The 16492-nt window shown below is 67.6% G+C and carries 14 protein-coding genes; 5 read left to right on the forward strand and 9 right to left on the reverse strand.

Annotated elements, in window-relative coordinates; translation table 11 throughout:
* Positions 1-297: 297 nt before the first annotated feature.
* The 6 genes from BLU54_RS00575 to BLU54_RS00600 all read right to left on the reverse strand — a co-directional run bounded on the left by BLU54_RS00575 (position 298) and on the right by BLU54_RS00600 (position 6770).
* Positions 298-1227 carry a phosphatidate cytidylyltransferase gene (locus BLU54_RS00575; protein WP_091903535.1) on the reverse strand — a complete coding sequence of 310 codons (930 nt, stop codon included), beginning with the start codon at positions 1225-1227 and terminating at the stop codon, positions 298-300.
* Positions 1227-1955 carry a lysophospholipid acyltransferase family protein gene (locus tag BLU54_RS00580; protein ID WP_211435288.1) on the reverse strand — a complete coding sequence of 243 codons (729 nt, stop codon included), beginning with the start codon at positions 1953-1955 and terminating at the stop codon, positions 1227-1229. The genes BLU54_RS00575 and BLU54_RS00580 overlap by 1 nt, the downstream gene beginning before the upstream one ends.
* A 151-nt stretch (positions 1956-2106) precedes the next feature.
* On the reverse strand, positions 2107-2619 hold the full coding sequence (locus BLU54_RS00585) for a hypothetical protein (protein ID WP_211435272.1): 513 nt from the start codon (positions 2617-2619) through the stop codon (positions 2107-2109).
* Complete coding sequence (locus tag BLU54_RS00590) at positions 2616-4178, reverse strand: phosphatase PAP2/dual specificity phosphatase family protein (protein ID WP_211435273.1); 1563 nt, start codon at positions 4176-4178, stop codon at positions 2616-2618. The genes BLU54_RS00585 and BLU54_RS00590 overlap by 4 nt, the downstream gene beginning before the upstream one ends.
* 34 nt (positions 4179-4212) lie before the next feature.
* A complete protein-coding gene (locus BLU54_RS00595) occupies positions 4213-6144 on the reverse strand; it encodes a bifunctional alpha/beta hydrolase/class I SAM-dependent methyltransferase (protein WP_091903539.1) in 1932 nt (643 codons plus the stop codon).
* Positions 6141-6770: a CDP-alcohol phosphatidyltransferase family protein gene (locus BLU54_RS00600; RefSeq protein WP_091903541.1), complete on the reverse strand. Its 630-nt coding sequence runs from the start codon at positions 6768-6770 to the stop codon at positions 6141-6143. The genes BLU54_RS00595 and BLU54_RS00600 overlap by 4 nt, the downstream gene beginning before the upstream one ends.
* Before the next feature lie 291 nt (positions 6771-7061).
* Between BLU54_RS00600 and panS the strand changes: the two genes are divergently transcribed.
* Positions 7062-8009 carry a ketopantoate/pantoate/pantothenate transporter PanS gene (panS, locus tag BLU54_RS00605; protein WP_091903543.1) on the forward strand — a complete coding sequence of 316 codons (948 nt, stop codon included), beginning with the start codon at positions 7062-7064 and terminating at the stop codon, positions 8007-8009.
* A gap of 70 nt (positions 8010-8079) precedes the next feature.
* Here panS and BLU54_RS00610 read toward each other — a convergent pair whose 3' ends face one another.
* Together BLU54_RS00610 and BLU54_RS00615 are read right to left on the reverse strand one after the other, a co-directional pair.
* A complete protein-coding gene (locus tag BLU54_RS00610) occupies positions 8080-9165 on the reverse strand; it encodes an SDR family oxidoreductase (protein WP_091903545.1) in 1086 nt (361 codons plus the stop codon).
* Positions 9166-9321: 156 nt separating this feature from the next.
* Positions 9322-9651 (reverse strand): 2Fe-2S iron-sulfur cluster-binding protein, encoded by a 330-nt coding sequence (locus BLU54_RS00615; protein ID WP_091904434.1) that lies wholly within the window; start codon positions 9649-9651, stop codon positions 9322-9324.
* A 227-nt stretch (positions 9652-9878) separates the two neighbouring features.
* Between BLU54_RS00615 and BLU54_RS00620 the strand changes: the two genes are divergently transcribed.
* From BLU54_RS00620 to BLU54_RS00630, 3 genes are all read left to right on the forward strand, one after another.
* Entirely contained in the window at positions 9879-12056 is a 2178-nt protein-coding gene (locus BLU54_RS00620) for an ATP-binding protein (protein ID WP_170844959.1), read from the forward strand.
* Between the two features lie 437 nt (positions 12057-12493).
* Complete coding sequence (locus tag BLU54_RS00625) at positions 12494-13588, forward strand: tartrate dehydrogenase (RefSeq protein WP_091904436.1); 1095 nt, start codon at positions 12494-12496, stop codon at positions 13586-13588.
* Between the two features lie 156 nt (positions 13589-13744).
* Complete coding sequence (locus BLU54_RS00630) at positions 13745-14671, forward strand: 3-hydroxyacyl-CoA dehydrogenase family protein (RefSeq protein ID WP_091903549.1); 927 nt, start codon at positions 13745-13747, stop codon at positions 14669-14671.
* Between the two features lie 178 nt (positions 14672-14849).
* Here the strand turns inward: BLU54_RS00630 and BLU54_RS00635 are convergent, their stop codons facing one another.
* The gene (locus BLU54_RS00635) at positions 14850-15437 is read right to left on the reverse strand and encodes a glutathione S-transferase family protein (RefSeq protein WP_091903551.1); all 588 of its coding nucleotides are present in this window, start codon (positions 15435-15437) and stop codon (positions 14850-14852) included.
* A gap of 382 nt (positions 15438-15819) precedes the next feature.
* On the opposite strand from BLU54_RS00635, the gene BLU54_RS00640 reads away from it, so the two are divergent.
* Positions 15820-16491, forward strand: a complete 672-nt coding sequence (locus tag BLU54_RS00640; protein ID WP_091903553.1) for a response regulator transcription factor — start codon at positions 15820-15822, stop codon at positions 16489-16491.
* Position 16492 lies beyond the last annotated feature (1 nt).

The raw sequence follows: 16492 nt of genomic DNA on the forward strand, positions 1-16492 counted from the left end.
GTCGGGTGCAGGGCGGCGCCAAGCCGCGGCCCCGTTGGTCGGTCGGACCGACGCGCCGCTCCCGCGCGGACCGGTTCGCTGCCGCTTTCCTATGCCTTGCTAGACTCGACCGTCGAATCAGGCTCCGGCGAAACAACGGGCGCCCCGGCGCCCGCGCGGCGTTGCGCCGCCCGCTATGCGTTGCGGCAAGCGCGGCCCGTGCTGCCGCGCGACGGCCTCAGGCCAGTCCGACGCGCGGTCCGCGCAGTCCGCACGCCATGATCGGCGTCTCTGGCGCAACTGCGCGCGCGGCTTGCGTCAGACCCACCAATAGCGCAGCACGTGGAAGAAGATCGGCGCAGCGAAACAGATGGAATCGAGCCGGTCGAGCATGCCACCGTGCCCTTCGATCATCTGACCCCAGTCCTTCACGCCGCGGTCGCGTTTGATGGCGGACATCACGATGCCCCCGAAGAAGCCAAGCAAGGTCAACATCAGCGAGACCAGTGCCGCCTGCCAGAACGTGAACGGCGTGATGCGATAGAGCGACGCGCCGAGCAGGGTGGCCAGCGCGACGCCACCGACGAACCCTTCCACCGTCTTTGACGGCGACAGTCGCGGCGCGATCTTGCGCTTGCCGAACAGTTTGCCGCAGACGTACTGCAGCACGTCGGAGGCCTGCACCACCAGCACCAGATACACGATCAGCAACACGCGGCTGCCGTCGAAGCCATGTACGTCGAGCGTGAGCAGCGCCGGCACGTGCGAGATGCAGAACACCGCGATCATCAAGCCCCACTGCACGGTTGACGCCCGTTCGAGGAACCGCGTGGTGTCGCCGCCCAGCGATGCCAGGATCGGCAGCAATAGAAAGACGTAGACCGGGATCAGGATTGCGAACATGCCATACCAGCCGATGCCCACCAGCACATACTGCAGCGGCAACACCACGTAGAACGCCGCGACCAGTGCCGGATAATCGCCGCGTCGCGTCGGCGCGATGGTCAGGAACTCGCGCAGCGCATAGAACGAGATGAGATAGAACAGCAGAACCGTCGCGACGCGCCCCAGTGCGAACGCGATGGCGAGCACGCCGATCATCACCCACCAGGCATTGATGCGCGAGACGAGATTGTCGATGACAGGCTGCGGCCCTCGCGCGCGACGTTTCAATACGGCGGCGATCAGGGAGGCGAGCGCCAGCACGATGGCCAGGCCGCCGAATACGAGACAGGTCGAGCGGTCCATCAGCGCACCTCCTGCGGCGCGAGGGCGAGCAGCGCAGCGCTGGCCTCGGCCAGGAAGCGTCGTTTGCCGTCGCTCTCATCGACGCCACGCGGGCGGGAATCGTCCTGCCCCGGATCGACGGCGCTTGGCGGTCCCGCCACGTCGTGATGCGGATCGTCGTGGCCGTCGGCTGTCGCGGTCAGCGGGGCACCGAAGCTCAAGGTGCAGAGCAGCGGCAACGGAATCGGCCGGCCCTTCGGCATCACGCGATTCAGGTTGCCGATCCAGACAGGCACCACTTCGACATGCGGCCGCGCGCGGGCCAGGTGATACAGGCCAGCCTTGAACGGCAGCAGGCCGCTCTCGTCCAGATTGCGGGTGCCTTCCGGAAACAGGATCAGCGAGTCGCCCGCATCGAGCGCCTCCAGCATGGTGTCGAGCGCGACGGACTGCTCGCCCGGCGCCGGCCGCCTGCGGTCGACCAGGACGCCATTGAACACGCGCTCGATCAGATAGCGCCGCAGCGGTGTCTTCAGCCAATAGTCGGCGCCCGCCACTGGACGGGTGCGGCGGCGGATGGCCGGCGGCAATGCCGCCCACAGCAACACGAAGTCGCCGTGGCTGCTGTGGTTCGCATAGTAGATCCGCTGGACGGGCAGGGGAGCGCAGCCGAGCCAGAGGCTGCGGGCTCCCGTGAGCAGACGGGCAAGGGTGAGCACCGTGGCGGCGATCAGACGTGCGAGCATCAGGCGTTTCTCGAAACGAGGGAAAGGGGAACCGACACCGGTCGTGACATTCGGTACGCGCCCGAAGAAGCGCCGGCACTAGCGCCAGCACAGGCGCGAGCACAAGCGCCAGCACAGTGCGGAAAGCCAGCACGGCTGCAACGCGACGTGCTCATCACGCGGGCCACCGCAAGGTCGCAAAAGCGCACGCCAGAACCAGCAGCTGCACGCCGACGCAGGCAGCCTGTCGGCGCAGCAGACGCAGCGCGCCGCGCGCACGTGCATCCCATGATCGACCCGCCTTGTTCGCCGGCATCAGCCGAAGGGCGCCGAGCGTCGTATCGATGGCCGCTGCATCGCCGAGACGGAACAGGTCGGCATCGAGCGCGACACGTATCGCCCAGTATTTCTGCGGCAGGACTGACACGATAGACACGACGCATAGCACCCACAGCAGGCGAGGCTGCGAGGCCGCGGCGCTCCAGCTTGCCGCCATGCCAAACAAGCCGGCGACCGCGAGGCATCCCGCGAGCCGATCGAGGTCGCGTCCGCGGCGGAGCAGTGCCGCGACCGCAGCAGGGGCGATGCCAGTGGCAGGCGCTGCGGCGCCGGCCGCTTGCAGCGATGGCGGCGTCTGCGCCGAACCCGAGTCCGCCGGCGCCTGCGATGGAACAGATGTCTCGCTCATCGGCGCAGCGTCTCCAACGCAACCGGCTCCAGCACACACGCGTCGGCGAGCGTTGCCGCCGATCGCGCGCCGTCGCGCATCGTCGGCGCCAGCATCGCAAGGCTTGCTCGCTGCGCGGCGCCCAGAACGATGCCTGCACGCCGCGCCGCCAGTTGCCCGCACGCATCGTCGACATTGGCGGCCCGGCCGCTCAACAGCAGCCACGCGGCGACGGCGGTCGCGCTGCGTGAGTAACCGAGCGCGCAGCACACCAGCACAGGTCCGTGCGCGCGCATCGTCTCGATGGTGCGCGCCGCCGCCAGGCAGGTGTCCGGCGCCGGGGCGGTCAGGTCCAGCACCGGCAGATTGCGATACAGCCGCGTGCCCGGGGCAATCGGCAGCTCCGCGCACAAGTCTACGATGCCGGCAAAACCGTCACGCGCCAGGTCGCGCCCGGACGGTATGCGCCCCAGCCAGACGTCGTCGGTAATTGCGTCGGGGCGAGGGTGGCGCCCGGTCCAGGCCCGCGAGTTGAACCATGCGGCCATCACGTAGAACGGTGCCAGCCATCGCACGGCGAGACTCAGGCGCCCCCTGCGATCCTTCTGAAACGCCGCCGGTCCGATGGCCAGGTACGCCGCAGCCACCAGCGCGAGGCTGCTCGCCGGCCACAGCAGCCACAGCCACGCTCCGCCCCACGCAGCGGGCGCCGCGCACGCCACTGCGCCACTCAGATAGCGCACGCCGAGCTGTCGGCGCCGCGCGTCCGGCAGGCCACGCATGCCGTGCAGCGGCGTGCCGCCGCCGTCGGGCCAGAGCCATACCGCGAGCCAGCCGACCAGTGCGCCGGTCGGCAGGTCGATGAAATGGTGCTGCCAGGTGGTGAGCACCGACAGTCCAATCAACGCGAACCAGCCGTGCAGCAGCCAGCGCGCCGGCCGATGGGCATGGCGCCAGCGGCCGTTGCCGGCCGGCGGGTGGGCTGGCGGATTCGGCGGCGGATCTGGGGGAAGATGGGCCGCATATCGGACCCACAGGATCACCAGCAACGCGATGTGCAGCGATGGCGCCTGGTTGAACGGCTTGTCGAAACCGCCGAGCACATCGAAAAGCCAGCCAAACAAGCCGTCCGATGCGGGGCGTGCATGGGCGTAGCGCAGCGGGAACAGCAGAAAGCCGGCGACACAGATCACCTGTGCGGTCAACAGGCGCCTGGCGTGGGCATCGAGTTCGCGACGGCTGGCGCACAGCAGCAACGACAGCCCGTAGAGCAGGTCGATCGACCAGTACGGCACGATGGTCCACGGCCATAGCGGGATGGCGGACTCCCAGCTATATACGATGCTGTGCACCGAAGGCAAGCGACTCGAGTACCACGTTGCGAAGCCGTAGCTCGCGAAGAAGAACGGTCCGAGAAAGACCAGCCAGAGCAACGCACGGCCAAACAGCCCATGCTCGCGATCGCCGGCGCCGCCAGCGGGCGCGTCGTTCACGCCCTTCTGGTCAACGATCGAAGGCAGCGTCGCCGCACCCTCCGGCAGCGGCGCGGCGCCTTGCGATGGATCGCCAGCGGACGTCACGCGAAGGCTCCGGCGCGCTGCATGGCCGCCACGCTCATCGACGGCGCGCGACCGAGACGGTGAAGATGCCCCACTGATCGATCCGCATATCGATCTTTTCGAAGCCGGCCGCCGCCACCAGCTGATCGAGCTCGGCCTGCGTGCGTCGGCGCATGACCCAAGCCTGGCCGCCGCGATGGCTGGTCAGCGCGCGTGCGATGAACGCCAGCTGCGGGTGCCAGGGCTGTCCGGTATAAACGAGATAGCCATCGGCTGGCACCGCTTCGGCGAGACCGGCCAAGGAAGTGCTCACCAGGCGATTGTCGGAGAACAGCTCGTACAGCCCCGACACCACCGCCACGGTCGGGCGAGGCGATCGTGCGGCGAGGTCCTGGCGGTCGAAGGCATTGCCCGCCTCGAAGCGCGCGATGGCCCCAAGCTGTCGCGCGGCGATCAGCGCGCGTCCTTCTCGCACATTGATCTCGCTGTAGTCGCGCAGCAGCACGGAATCAGGTGGCGCGGTCAGCCGTTGTACCGCGTCCAGCACGTAACGTCCATGACCCGCGGCAATGTCCATGATGTGCACCGGCATGCCATGTGCGCGCAATGCGTTGCAGGCTTGCGCGAGCATGGCTTCGAGATGCACCTTGCGCTGGCGGATGCCGCGCCAGCCGATCGAATTCAGGTACTGCTTGTCGATCAAGCCGCCCAGTCCACCACGCCCGCCCGGTTCGTTCCTGTAGACGTAGTCGAGCGTGCTGCCGGAGTCGAAGCCGGTTTCGATGCCGAGACGCACCCCGGCCGACACGGTGGCCGCCAGGCGCAGCGACGCACGCGTGGTGCGCCAGTACAGATCGGCTGGCGAGCCGCGCCGCAGCGGCGTGGCCAGCGCATCGGCCTCCGCGCGCATCGGGCCGATTCGGTCGGCGTCGCGTAGGTCGGGGCCTGTCGCCGGCGTGTCGAAGCAGGTCAGCACGAAGCGCCGCACCGCGGCGACGGCCGGCGCGCGATCGCGTTCGCCCAGCGTGTCGTGAAAAAAGCCGGGCAGGACGTGCCGTTCCTTGCGGGTGGTGCCGAGCCGGTCGAAGAAGCGGTCCTGCGGCTTGCGATGCACGACGAAATCCGAACCGGAGATCAACAGCTGGGTCGGGGCATGGATCGCTTGCGCGTCGGCGACGACGCGGCGCGCGGCATCGTACAGGCCCAGCAGCATGCGGACCGAAATGGCGCGCGCGATCAACGGATCCGTCTGATAGCTGGCGACGCGCGCCGCGTCGTGCGTCAGCAGCCGAGGCTTCACATAGCTGTTGATGAAGAAGTTGCCGCGCAGCGCGTGCAGCAGGCGCAAGCCCGGTTTTGCCAGCGGCACATACAGCTTGATGTCGAACGCAGGCGAGGCGAGCACCAATGCGCGGATCGGCGGCGCGTAGTCGTGCACCCAGGTGGCGGCGAGCACCGCGCCAACGCTTTGCGCGACGACGGCCAGCGCCTCGCAGCGGATGCCGTGGCGTTCGCCGATATGCGAGACGAACGACTGGATGTCGCGAACGCTGTGCGCAAAACCCGGACTGTCGCCGCGCTCGCCCGGCGATTCGCCATGGCCACGCGCGTCCCATGCGAAGAAGTCGACGTCGGGCAGCGCCAGCTCGTCGACCAGATGCGCAATGCGGCCGGCGTGCTCGTGACCGCGATGAAACAACACGATGCCGCGGCGCGCTGCCGGTGCGACATGCGCCGCCGGCCAATGCCGGTATACCAGTTCGACGCCGTCGTGACTGGCGAAGCGATGCTGCGCGCTGGGGCGCCGCTCGGGCAACGCGGGCGTCACACCGTCCGGCACCGCCTCATAGCATGCTTCGTCGGTTGCGCCATCGGGCGCTGTGCCGACCGCATCGCGCGGGGCCACGGGCGAGCCATCCTGTCTTGCATTGGCGTTGGCGGGAGCGGCTTCCAGTGGGCCGGCAAGGCTGGCGTCGTGCTGGCTCATTGCGCCCCCTCCGACGCCTCGCGCGCGGCCACGCCGCGTTGCACCCGGTTCCAGATCGTCCAGGCCAGCAACAGACTCAGCAGCACGAACGCGGTGTTGAGCCAGACGAACGACAGCCAGCCGAGCGCCACACCGGCAGCCAGCAGGCCGAACACGAACGCGCGGTCGCTCTTTCCCATCGGGCCATCGTAGCGACGCGTCCCGCCGATCAGCGGCGCCATCACACCCGCATACTCGGTAAACACCGCGAGCAGGGTGACCAGCACGACGACAGCCGGCCAGACGCCGGGCAGCAACGCGAACGGCAGGAACAGCGCGCTGTCCGCGATCACGTCGCAGAGCTCGTTGAAATAGGCGCCGAGCGCCGAGGCCTGGCCGAACTCTCGGGCAAGCATGCCGTCGACGGCGTTCAAGGCCATGCGCACGAACATCCAGGTCGGGATCAGCCAGAACACCGCCGGGTGCACATCGGTCGCCGCGATCGCGACGATCGCGCCGCAAACCAGCGACACCGCGCACGCGGCGAGCGTGACCTGATTCGCCGTGACGCCGCGTGCATGCAGCTTGCGCACGAGCGGGCGGAGCAGGGACTGGAACTTCGGTTTGAGCTGATAGATCGAGATCATCCGGGCGGCGCAGTCCGTGGCTTATGCGTTGAAAGCATACCGCAATGAAGCGCGGTTGGCGCGCTGGCTTGACCGCTTGGCGGTCGGTACCGGGCGAAAGGCGCGCATTCCTGCGCGGCCGGCTCGTCGGCCGCCATGGCGCGCACGCCACGCTGCGCGCCGGGCTGTCTCGAATTTCGCTGCCGTTTTGCGCCACACCGTGGCGTCGGGGAGTAGAATCGGCGCCGCTTCGGGCCGACTCGCCTTGCATGGCCGGCTCGCCGAGCCCGACCATACAAAGGAGACGCCCGCATGTCGTTTATCACCCGCTTGTTCCCGCTATGGGCGCTGCTCGTGGCAATTGCCGCCTACTTCGCGCCTTCGGTGTTCCGGCCGATCGGCCCCTCCGTCACCACGCTGCTCGCGGTGATCATGTTCTCGATGGGCGTCACGCTGCGCTTCGAGGATTTCCGTCGGGTCATCGTGCGACCCGGGCCGGTGCTGGCTGGGCTGGGCCTGCATTACCTGATCATGCCGCTTGCGGCCTGGGCGATCGCGAAAGCCTTGCACATGCCGCCCGACCTGACCACCGGCATGATCCTGGTCGGCAGCGTGGCCAGCGGCACCGCCTCGACGGTGATGGTCTACCTGTCGCGCGGCGACGTGGCCCTGTCGGTCACCATCAGCGCGATGTCGACCTTCGTCGGCGTGATCGCCACCCCGCTTCTGACGCGCCTGTACGTGTCGGCCGACATCGCGGTCGACGTGGGTGGGCTGCTGAAGAGCATCGTCGAAGTGGTCGCGATCCCGGTGGTGCTCGGTCTGGTCATCAATCACTTCCTGCATGCGTTCGTGCGACGCATCGAGCCCGTGCTGCCGGTGATCTCCGTGCTCGCGATTCTCGCGATCATCGGCGCGGTGGTTGCCGGTACGCAGGCAAGCATTGCCTCGGTCGGCCCGATGGTGATGGTTGCGGTGGTGCTGCACAATGGCATTGGCCTGCTCGGCGGCTACTGGGGCGGCCGGCTGCTGGGCTTCGATGAAGCGGTGTGCCGCACGCTGGCATTGGAGGTCGGCATGCAGAACTCCGGTTTGGCGGCGACACTCGGCAAGCTGTATTTCACGCCGCTCGCCGCCCTGCCGGGCGCGCTGTTCTCTGTCTGGCACAACCTCTCGGGTTCGCTGCTGGCCGGTTACTGGTCGGGCCGTCCGACACCGGACAGCCGCGACGCAGTGGCGGCGCGCGACCGCCTGCACTGAGCGCCCGCCGACGAAGTGGCAGCTCCGAGTCGAGCGGAACGGTGCCACTTCGCCCGGCATCGCGCGACGGTCAGGGCTGACCGCCGCCGCCGGTCGCACCCAGCACCTGACCGGTGACATAGCTCGATTCGGTCGACGCGAGCATCACGTAATAAGGCGCCAGTTCGGCCAGCTGTCCAGGCCGGCCGAGCGGCGTGTCGCCGCCGAACTGTTCAAGCTTTTCCTGGGTCTGCCCGCCGCTGACCTGCAGCGGCGTCCAGAACGGACCCGGCGCCACTGCGTTGACACGGATGCCGCGCGCGACCATCTGCTTCGCCAGGCTTTTGGTGAAGGCGACGATCGCGCCCTTGGTGGCCGAATAATCGAGCAGATTGGCCGACGGGTTGTACGCGTTCACCGACGCGGTATTGATGATGGTCGCGCCGGGCGGCATCAATGGCACGGCTTCGCGCGTGATCCAGAACATCGCGTAGAGATTGGTGCGGATGGTCCAGTCGAAATCCTCGTCGCTGATTTCGAGGATCGAGTCGTGCGTGCGCTGGCGCGCCGCGTTGTTGACCAGGATGTCGAGGCCGTTCAACTCGCGAGCGGCTTGCGCGACGATCTGTTTGCAGAAAGCCCGATCGCGAATATCTCCGGGCAGCGCGACGGCCTTGCGGCCCGCCGCCCGAATCAGTTCAAGCACCTCGCGCGCGTCCGCTTCTTCGGCGGGCAGATAGCCGATCGCCACGTCGGCACCCTCGCGCGCATAGGCGATCGCTGCCGCGCGTCCGATACCGGAATCGCCGCCGCTGATCAGCGCCTTGCGCCCCGCCAAACGTCCGCTGCCGCGATAGCTGTCCTCGCCGTGGTCGGGTCGCGGCGTCATGCGGCCTGCCAATCCGGGCCAAGGCTGGGACTGGTGAGGAAACGGCGGTTTTGGATAGAGGTCTCGCACATCGCGCATCGGCTGCACGCCGCTGGTCGCATTGGCCGCGGCCGCGCTGCCGCCGGCGGTGCCGACGCCGCGTTCAGTGGCCCCCGTGGTGGCGTTGGCGGGCCCTGCCGCGCCCGCACTGCGCTGCGCGAGCGCGGGAGCAGCCAGCCCCGCGGCGAGTCCGATGGTCGCGCCCGTCACTAGACGGCGGCGCGACGGCGAGATGTCGTCCTGATCCACTGTTCACCTCCGCTGCACACGATCGCGCCGCCGCTTGGCGACTCCGTTCCGTAAAGCAATGCGGATTCCCGACAGGGCGAACCGTCGAGGCGCGACGGCTGCATGCGGTGCCATCGGGCACCGCCTCGCGTATCGCCGCCTGCAATGGAATGGCGCTCAGAAGCGCGGCCGGGCCAGCCGAACCGGCAGATCGCAGGCGTCGATGGCTTCCGGCTGTTCGATGGTCACGTCGGCTACGGCGACCGCGACGCAGGGCAGCAGCCAGCCCTCGCGCCGCTCCTCCGCCGTCACGCCGGGCCATTCGATGCGATAGCGCACGTCGCCGTTGACGAGCCGACAGAGGCAGGCCCGGCACGTCCCGTTACGGCACGAGCTGGGTAGCACGACGCCTGCGGCGAGCGCCGCCTGCAACAGCGTAAGCGCCTCCGGCGCCTCCACAACACGTGCGATTGGCAGGATGGTCAGTTGGGGCGCGGAGGCAGGCACGGCAGACAATGATCAGTTCAATAGGGGGCTTGCGCGGCCGCAGGACGGCGCCCAGGCGGATCTTCGGCGGCGCGCCTGCCCGGCGGCGTGGCCGACATTTCAGTGCTGCCGGACAGACAGTGCGATGGGCAAAACGAGTGCGCGTTGGACCGCGAAGGTACGAAGCTTGCGAGCCACGAGTGTCCGGCGGCTCGGGCGGCAATGCGTACCGCCAAGGAAAAAACAGCATGCACTCACTTCTGGATCGCGAGTCGATCCTGCTCAGACAGCGGGCGATACTCGCCGAATTCGGAGAGTATGCGCTACGCGCGGATCGGCTGGACACGATTTTGCACCGCGCCTGCGAATTGGCGCTTGACGGCATCCGGGCAGACTTCGCGAAGGTGCTCGAACTGCAGCCGGACGGCGTGACAATGCTGGTGCGCGCAGGCGTCAACCTGCCTGCCGAGATGGCGGGAAACAGCCTGTTGCGCGCCGAGGCCAGTACTGCCGAAGGACAGGCGATTCGCACGGGCAAGCCGGTTTCGTCACCCGACATTGCGCGCAGTGACGAGCGCTTCGCGCACGCCGAACTCCTGCATGCGACCAACGTGCGCGCACTGGTGAGCGTGATCATCATCGGACCGACCGGCTCGCCGCCGTACGGCTTGCTCGAGGTCGACAGCCGCGTACCGCGCAACTTCAGCGATGACGACGTGCAGTTCCTGCGCAGCTACGCGAACCTGCTGGCGGCAGCGGTCAACCGGCTACGCAGCCTCGACGAAATGCGTGCGAAGGAGGCGGTCCTGCGCGAGCGCGAGGACCACTATCGGGCGTCGACCGAACACAATCCGCAAATTCCCTGGACCGCGGACCCCGGCGGCGCCGTCGATTCCGTCGACGCGCGGTGGGTGGTGATGACCGGCGTCGACGAGGCGGCTACGCTCGGCGACGGTTGGCAGAACGTTGCGCACCCCGAAGACCGGCACGCGATGGCACACGCGTGGCGGGACGCGGTCGCGCGCGGCGAGGCGTACGACGTGACCGTGCGGTTGCGCCAGGCCGACGGCGGCTATCGGTGGGCGCGTGTGCAAGCTTATCCGCGCCGTGACGACGCCGGGCGCGTCGTACGCTGGTACGGCACGGTCGAGGACACGCAGCAGCAACACGAACTGCAGGAAGCGCTGCGCCAGGCAGCCAGCGAGCTCGAGGCCCGCGTGCAGGAGCGCACGCGGGCGCTCGAGCTCGAACAGCGCGAGCGGCAGGCCGCCGAGGAGCGCCTGCGGCAGAGCCAGAAGATGGAGGCGGTCGGGCAGTTGACGGGCGGCATCGCGCACGACTTCAACAACCTGCTGGCAGGCATCACGGGGAGTCTGGAAGTGGTGCAGGCGCGGCTCAAGCAGGGGCGCATCAACGATCTCGACCGGTTCGCGACGGCCGCGCTGACCTCGGCCCATCGCGCCGCGGCACTTACCCACCGCCTGCTGGCGTTTTCTCGCCGGCAGACGCTCGCGCCGAAGGCGATCAACGCCAATGAATTGATTGCGGGCATGGAGGACCTGATCCGCCGCACGGTCGGCCCGTCCATCTCCGTTTCGACCGTGCTCGCCGCTGGTCCCGAACTGATCCTGTGCGATCCGAATCAGCTGGAGAACGCGCTGCTGAACCTGGCGATCAATGCCCGCGACGCGATGCCGGGCGGCGGCAAGTTGACGATCGAGAGCAGCAACGTGGTGGTCAACGAGGTACTGGCGCGCGAGCAGGAAGTCGCGCCCGGCGAATACGTGCGGCTTGCAGTTACCGACAACGGCACCGGCATGCCGCCCGACGTAGCCAAGCGCGCGTTCGACCCCTTCTTCACAACCAAGCCGCTGGGGCAGGGCACAGGGCTCGGGTTGTCGATGATCTACGGTTTCGCCAAGCAGTCGGGCGGGCAGGTCCGGATTCATTCGACCGTCGACGTCGGCACCACGGTTTCGATCCATCTGCCATGCATGTCGGAAGCGCCGCAGACCGACGAAGACGACATGCCCGAGCCGGTGGCCCCGGAGGTGCAACCGGGCGAGGCGATCATGGTAGTCGACGATGAAGCGGTCATTCGCATGGTGGCAAGCGAAGTGCTCGCTGGCTTCGGGTATCACGTGCTGGAAGCCGAGGATGGTGCGACGGCGCTGCGGCGCATCGAGCAGTTGGAGCGGCTCGATGCGCTGGTCACGGACGTCGGGCTGCCCGGCGGCATGAATGGCAGGCAACTCGCCGATGCGGCCAGGCGCCTGCATCCGAGGCTCAAGGTGCTGTTCATCACCGGCTTTGCCGATGCGGCGGTGATCGGCAACGGCAGTCTCGCGCCAGGGATGTCGATTCTGACCAAGCCGTTCGCGATGGACGCGCTGGCGGTTCGCGTGCGGGAGCTGTTGACGGACTGACGTTGGTGGACTGGTCGGTGGACTGCTTGGTGGACTGCTTGGTGGACTGCTTGGTGGACTGCTTGGTGGACCGGCATCCGCGCGCGCAGATGCCGGTCTCGCCGCCGTTGCACGCCATCCTTGCCACAGCGGTCGACACCGGCCCGCCACGCGCGCTGCGGCATCGGCATCGGCATTGGCATCGGCATTGGCATCGGCATCGCGCCGCCGGCTCTCGCCACTGTGGTCACCTTGCCCGGCGAAGTTCGCGCCCATTTCACGACACGCCGGCGCCCGCCTACAATCGGGGTTTCGCTGTGATGCCCGTCACGCTCGCGCGTGTCGTGGCACATGCGCATGACAGCACAACAGCACGACAGCACAACAGCACGACAGCACAACAGCACAACAGCACGACAGCACAACAGCACGACAGCACAACAAGGAGACGACGCAGCATGAGCCAGCGGCATACGATAGCGGTCATTCCAGGCGACGGCATTGGCAAGGAGGTGATGCCTGAAGCGTTGCGCGTGCTTGACACCGTTGCGCGGCGCCATGGCATCGAGCTGGCGTATCGCGAGATCGAATGGGCAAGCTGCGACTACTATGCGCGGCACGGCAAGATGATGCCCGACGACTGGAAGGACCAGTTGCTGCAGACCGACGCGATCCTGTTCGGCGCGGTCGGTTGGCCCGACAGCGTGCCGGATCACATTTCGCTGTGGGGCTCGCTGCTGAAGTTTCGACGCGAATTCGACCAGTATGTGAATCTGCGGCCGGCACGATTGTTCGAGGGCGTGCCGTCACCGCTTGCGAATCGACAGGCCGGCGATATCGACTTCTGGATCGTCCGCGAGAACACCGAAGGCGAATACTCGTCGATCGGCGGCGTGATGTTCGAGGGAACGGACCGCGAGTTCGTGTTGCAGGAGTCGGTGTTCACCCGGCGCGGCAGCGAACGCGTGCTTCGCTTTGCGTTCGATCTCGCGCAGCGACGCGCGCGTCGCACGCTGACAGTCGCGACGAAAAGCAACGGCATTGCGATCAGCATGCCGTGGTGGGACAAGCTCGCTGCCGAAATCGGCAGCGAGTATCCGGACGTGACCTGGGACAAACAACACATCGACATTCTGAGCGCGCGGTTCGTGCTCAGTCCGGACCGCTTCGACGTGGTGGTGGCGACCAATCTGTTCGGCGATATCCTGTCGGACCTGGGCCCCGCCTGTACCGGTACGATCGGTCTCGCGCCGTCCGCGAATCTCGACCCAGAGCGCCGGTTTCCGTCGCTGTTCGAGCCGGTCCACGGCTCGGCCCCGGACATCGCCGGCAAGGGCATTGCGAATCCGATCGCGATGATCTGGTCGGCGGCGATGATGCTCGAATTCCTTGGCCGCGGCACGGGTCCCGAGCAGGCCGCGCATGACGAGATCATCGCCGCCATCGAAGCGACGCTGCGTGAAGGGCCAGGTACGGGCCCACGTACGCGCGATCTCGGCGGCACGAGCAGCACCGCCGAGGTCGGCGCCGCGATCGCGGCGCGGCTGGCCTAGGTCCGCGGACCCTGTAGCGGGCTCGGGTCCGCGCATCGATGGGCGGGTTGGCGGCCGACCCGCGCGGCTGGGCGGCGGCGAGACCGAGCCGCTGCTTTCGCATTCGCACGCGGCGCAGTAAAGTGCGAAGCTTGTCGAAGCTGACTGCACGCATCCATGACTTCTTCCCAGACTATCTCAGTCGTCGGCGCCGGTTTGATGGGCGTCGGCATCGCCACCCACTTTGCACGCTTCGGACTGCCCGTTCGACTGTTCGACGTGGATCCGAAGCGGATCGCCGAGGTACCTGGGGTGGCGCGCTCGATCCTTGCGGAACTCGCCGACAGCGGGCGCTTCGACGGGGCGCAAGCCGACACCACGGTGGCGCGGCTGCGCGGCGTCACGGACCTCGAGGCGCTGGCGGGCAGCGACCTGGTCATCGAAGCCGCGCCGGAGCGATTGGCGTTGAAGCATCGCCTCTATGCGGACCTGGAACGGGTGCTCGGCGACGATGCGATCATCGCCAGCAATACCAGCGGCTTCCCGCCCGACCAGCTTGCCGAAGGCATGCGCCGTCCGCAACGCCTGTTGATCGCGCATTTCTGGAACCCGCCGCACTTCATTCCGCTGGTCGAGCTGGTGCCGGGCACGGCGACCGATCCGGCGTTGCTGCAACGCTTGCACGCACTGCTCGTCGACAATGCGCTGGAATCGGTCATCCTGAAACGCGCGGTGCCGGGCTTCGTCGGCAATCGCATTCAGTTCGCGATTCTGCGCGAAGCGCTGCACCTGCTACAGGAGGGCGTGGCCGACGCGGCCACCATCGACACGGTGATGAAAGCCTCGCTTGGCCGACGATACGGCATGGTAGGCCCGCTGGAAGCCGCGGACATGGGCGGGCTGGACACCTTCCTCGACATCTCGCGGCATCTGATGCCGGAACTCGCGAAGGACGAGCACGTGCTGGCGGTGCTGGAGCAGAAGGTCGCGGCTGGGCAGACCGGTGTGCGCAGCGGGGAGGGCTTCTACCAGTGGGACGTGGCGCGGCGTGAACGCATCAAGCGTCGTCGCGAACATCAGTTGCGGCATGCGTTGCTGCCGTGAAGAGATTGGCGGACACGCGCAGCACGCCTGTTTCGCGACCGACCTCCGTGCTGGCGGGCACCTGACATCATAGGTGGCACCCGGTCGCCTTGCGGGGGCGCGGGCCGGCGTCATGCCGGCCCGCCCGCCACCGATTTCTCGAATCAGCCGGACCGCTTGCTCCGGTCCGCCGCTCGGATCAGCCGTTCAGTCCCTCGTGTTCAAGCGACTTGGCGACGGCCGGCCGTGCCTTGACGCGTTCGAAGTAGGTCTTGAGCTTCGACGGGATTTCGATGCCGGCTTTCTGCGCCCACATCAGCATCACGAACAGATAGCTGTCGGCAACGGTTGCGTTCGCGCCGAACAGGTAGTCGCCGTTCAACTGTTTGTCGAGGTAGCTGAGCCGCTGGCCGATCTTGTCGCGCGCCGCCTGCTGTTCCGCCTCGCCCGCGCCCTTGAAGATGGGGGCGAATTGCTTGTGCAGTTCCGTCGAGATGAAGGCCAGCATCTCGATCAGGCGGAACGGCGCGAGATCGCCCTGCGGCGCCAGCGCCGGAGCCTGGCGCGCCACCCAGGACAGGACCGCGATGTTCTCCGTCAGTAGTTGCCCATCGTCGAGCCGCAGCGCCGGCACATAGCCCTTCGGGTTGATGTCGAGGAAATTTTCGCCGTTTTCCGTCCGCTTTGCCTTCAGGTCGACCTTGATCCGGTCGAATTTGATATCTGCTTCGTGCAGCGCAATGTGATCCGCGAGACTGCAGGCACCGGGCGAATAATAGAGTTGCATCTGAATGGCCTCCGTTCTGATCGGCGCGCCGACGCGGGGCGCGGGCGCTTCTTGGGTTGCTGGGATGCGACCTGCCGGTCGCTTGCTCCGCCTATTGCAAGCAACCGCTGTGCCCTCCGATGCCGCGCCGCCGCGATGCGGCGGCTGGCGCCGCGTGCGTCCCCGTATAATCGCGGGCATCTGCGCTCCCCGTTTCGCGGGATGCCTGGCAGTCCGCCCGCGTCTACAGTATGCCGTGGCGCAAGGATTGGCTCGCCAATAATGGGTGGCACGGCGGCGGTGCCCTTGGCCGGCCGCCGATGGGCGCACGACAGTGGCGCGGACCAAGCCGCGCTCAGGAGAACAACATGCTTCAAGCCAGGCGCCGCGTGGCGCGGATGCGATGAGTTCGCGCCCGACGATTCGTGTCTTCGTAGTCGAGGACGACGACCGCATGCGTGCGGCATTCGAAGCGATGGTGCGCGACAGTGCAGGGTTCACCCTGCTTGGCAGCGCCGCGACGCTGGCCGACGCCCGCGCCGCCCTGATGGCGGCAGCGCCCGACGTGGCCATCGTCGATCTGGGCCTGCCGGATGGCGACGGCGCCGAGTTGATCGCGATGCTGCGTGAGCGCGCGCCTGGCACCCTGGTGCTGGTCAGCACCGTGTTCGGCGACGAAGCGCACGTGATCCGGGCGATCCAGGCCGGTGCGCGTGGCTATCTGCTCAAGGACACGACGGCCGACGAATTGGTCCGGTCGATCGCCGCGGTCCATGAGGGTGGCTCGCCGCTCTCGCCGCAGGTCGCGCGCCATCTGCTCAAGCGCCTGGCGCCGGCCGCGCGCGCCAGCCAGGCGACAGCGGCGTCCGCGCCGGACGTGGACGCGCTTACCGCGCGGGAGATCGACATCCTGACGCGCATCTCGCAAGGCTATACGGTGGCCGAGACCGCCGAATTGCTGGCCATCTCGTATCACACGGTCACCACGCACATCAAAAATATCTACAGCAAGCTCGCGGTGCACAACCGCGTCGAGGCAGTCAATACCGCGCGTCGCAAGGGGCTGATCCTTTGAA

This window comes from Chitinasiproducens palmae (genome assembly GCF_900095735.1).
In the GTDB taxonomy this organism is placed as follows: Bacteria; Pseudomonadota; Gammaproteobacteria; order Burkholderiales; family Burkholderiaceae; genus Chitinasiproducens; species Chitinasiproducens palmae.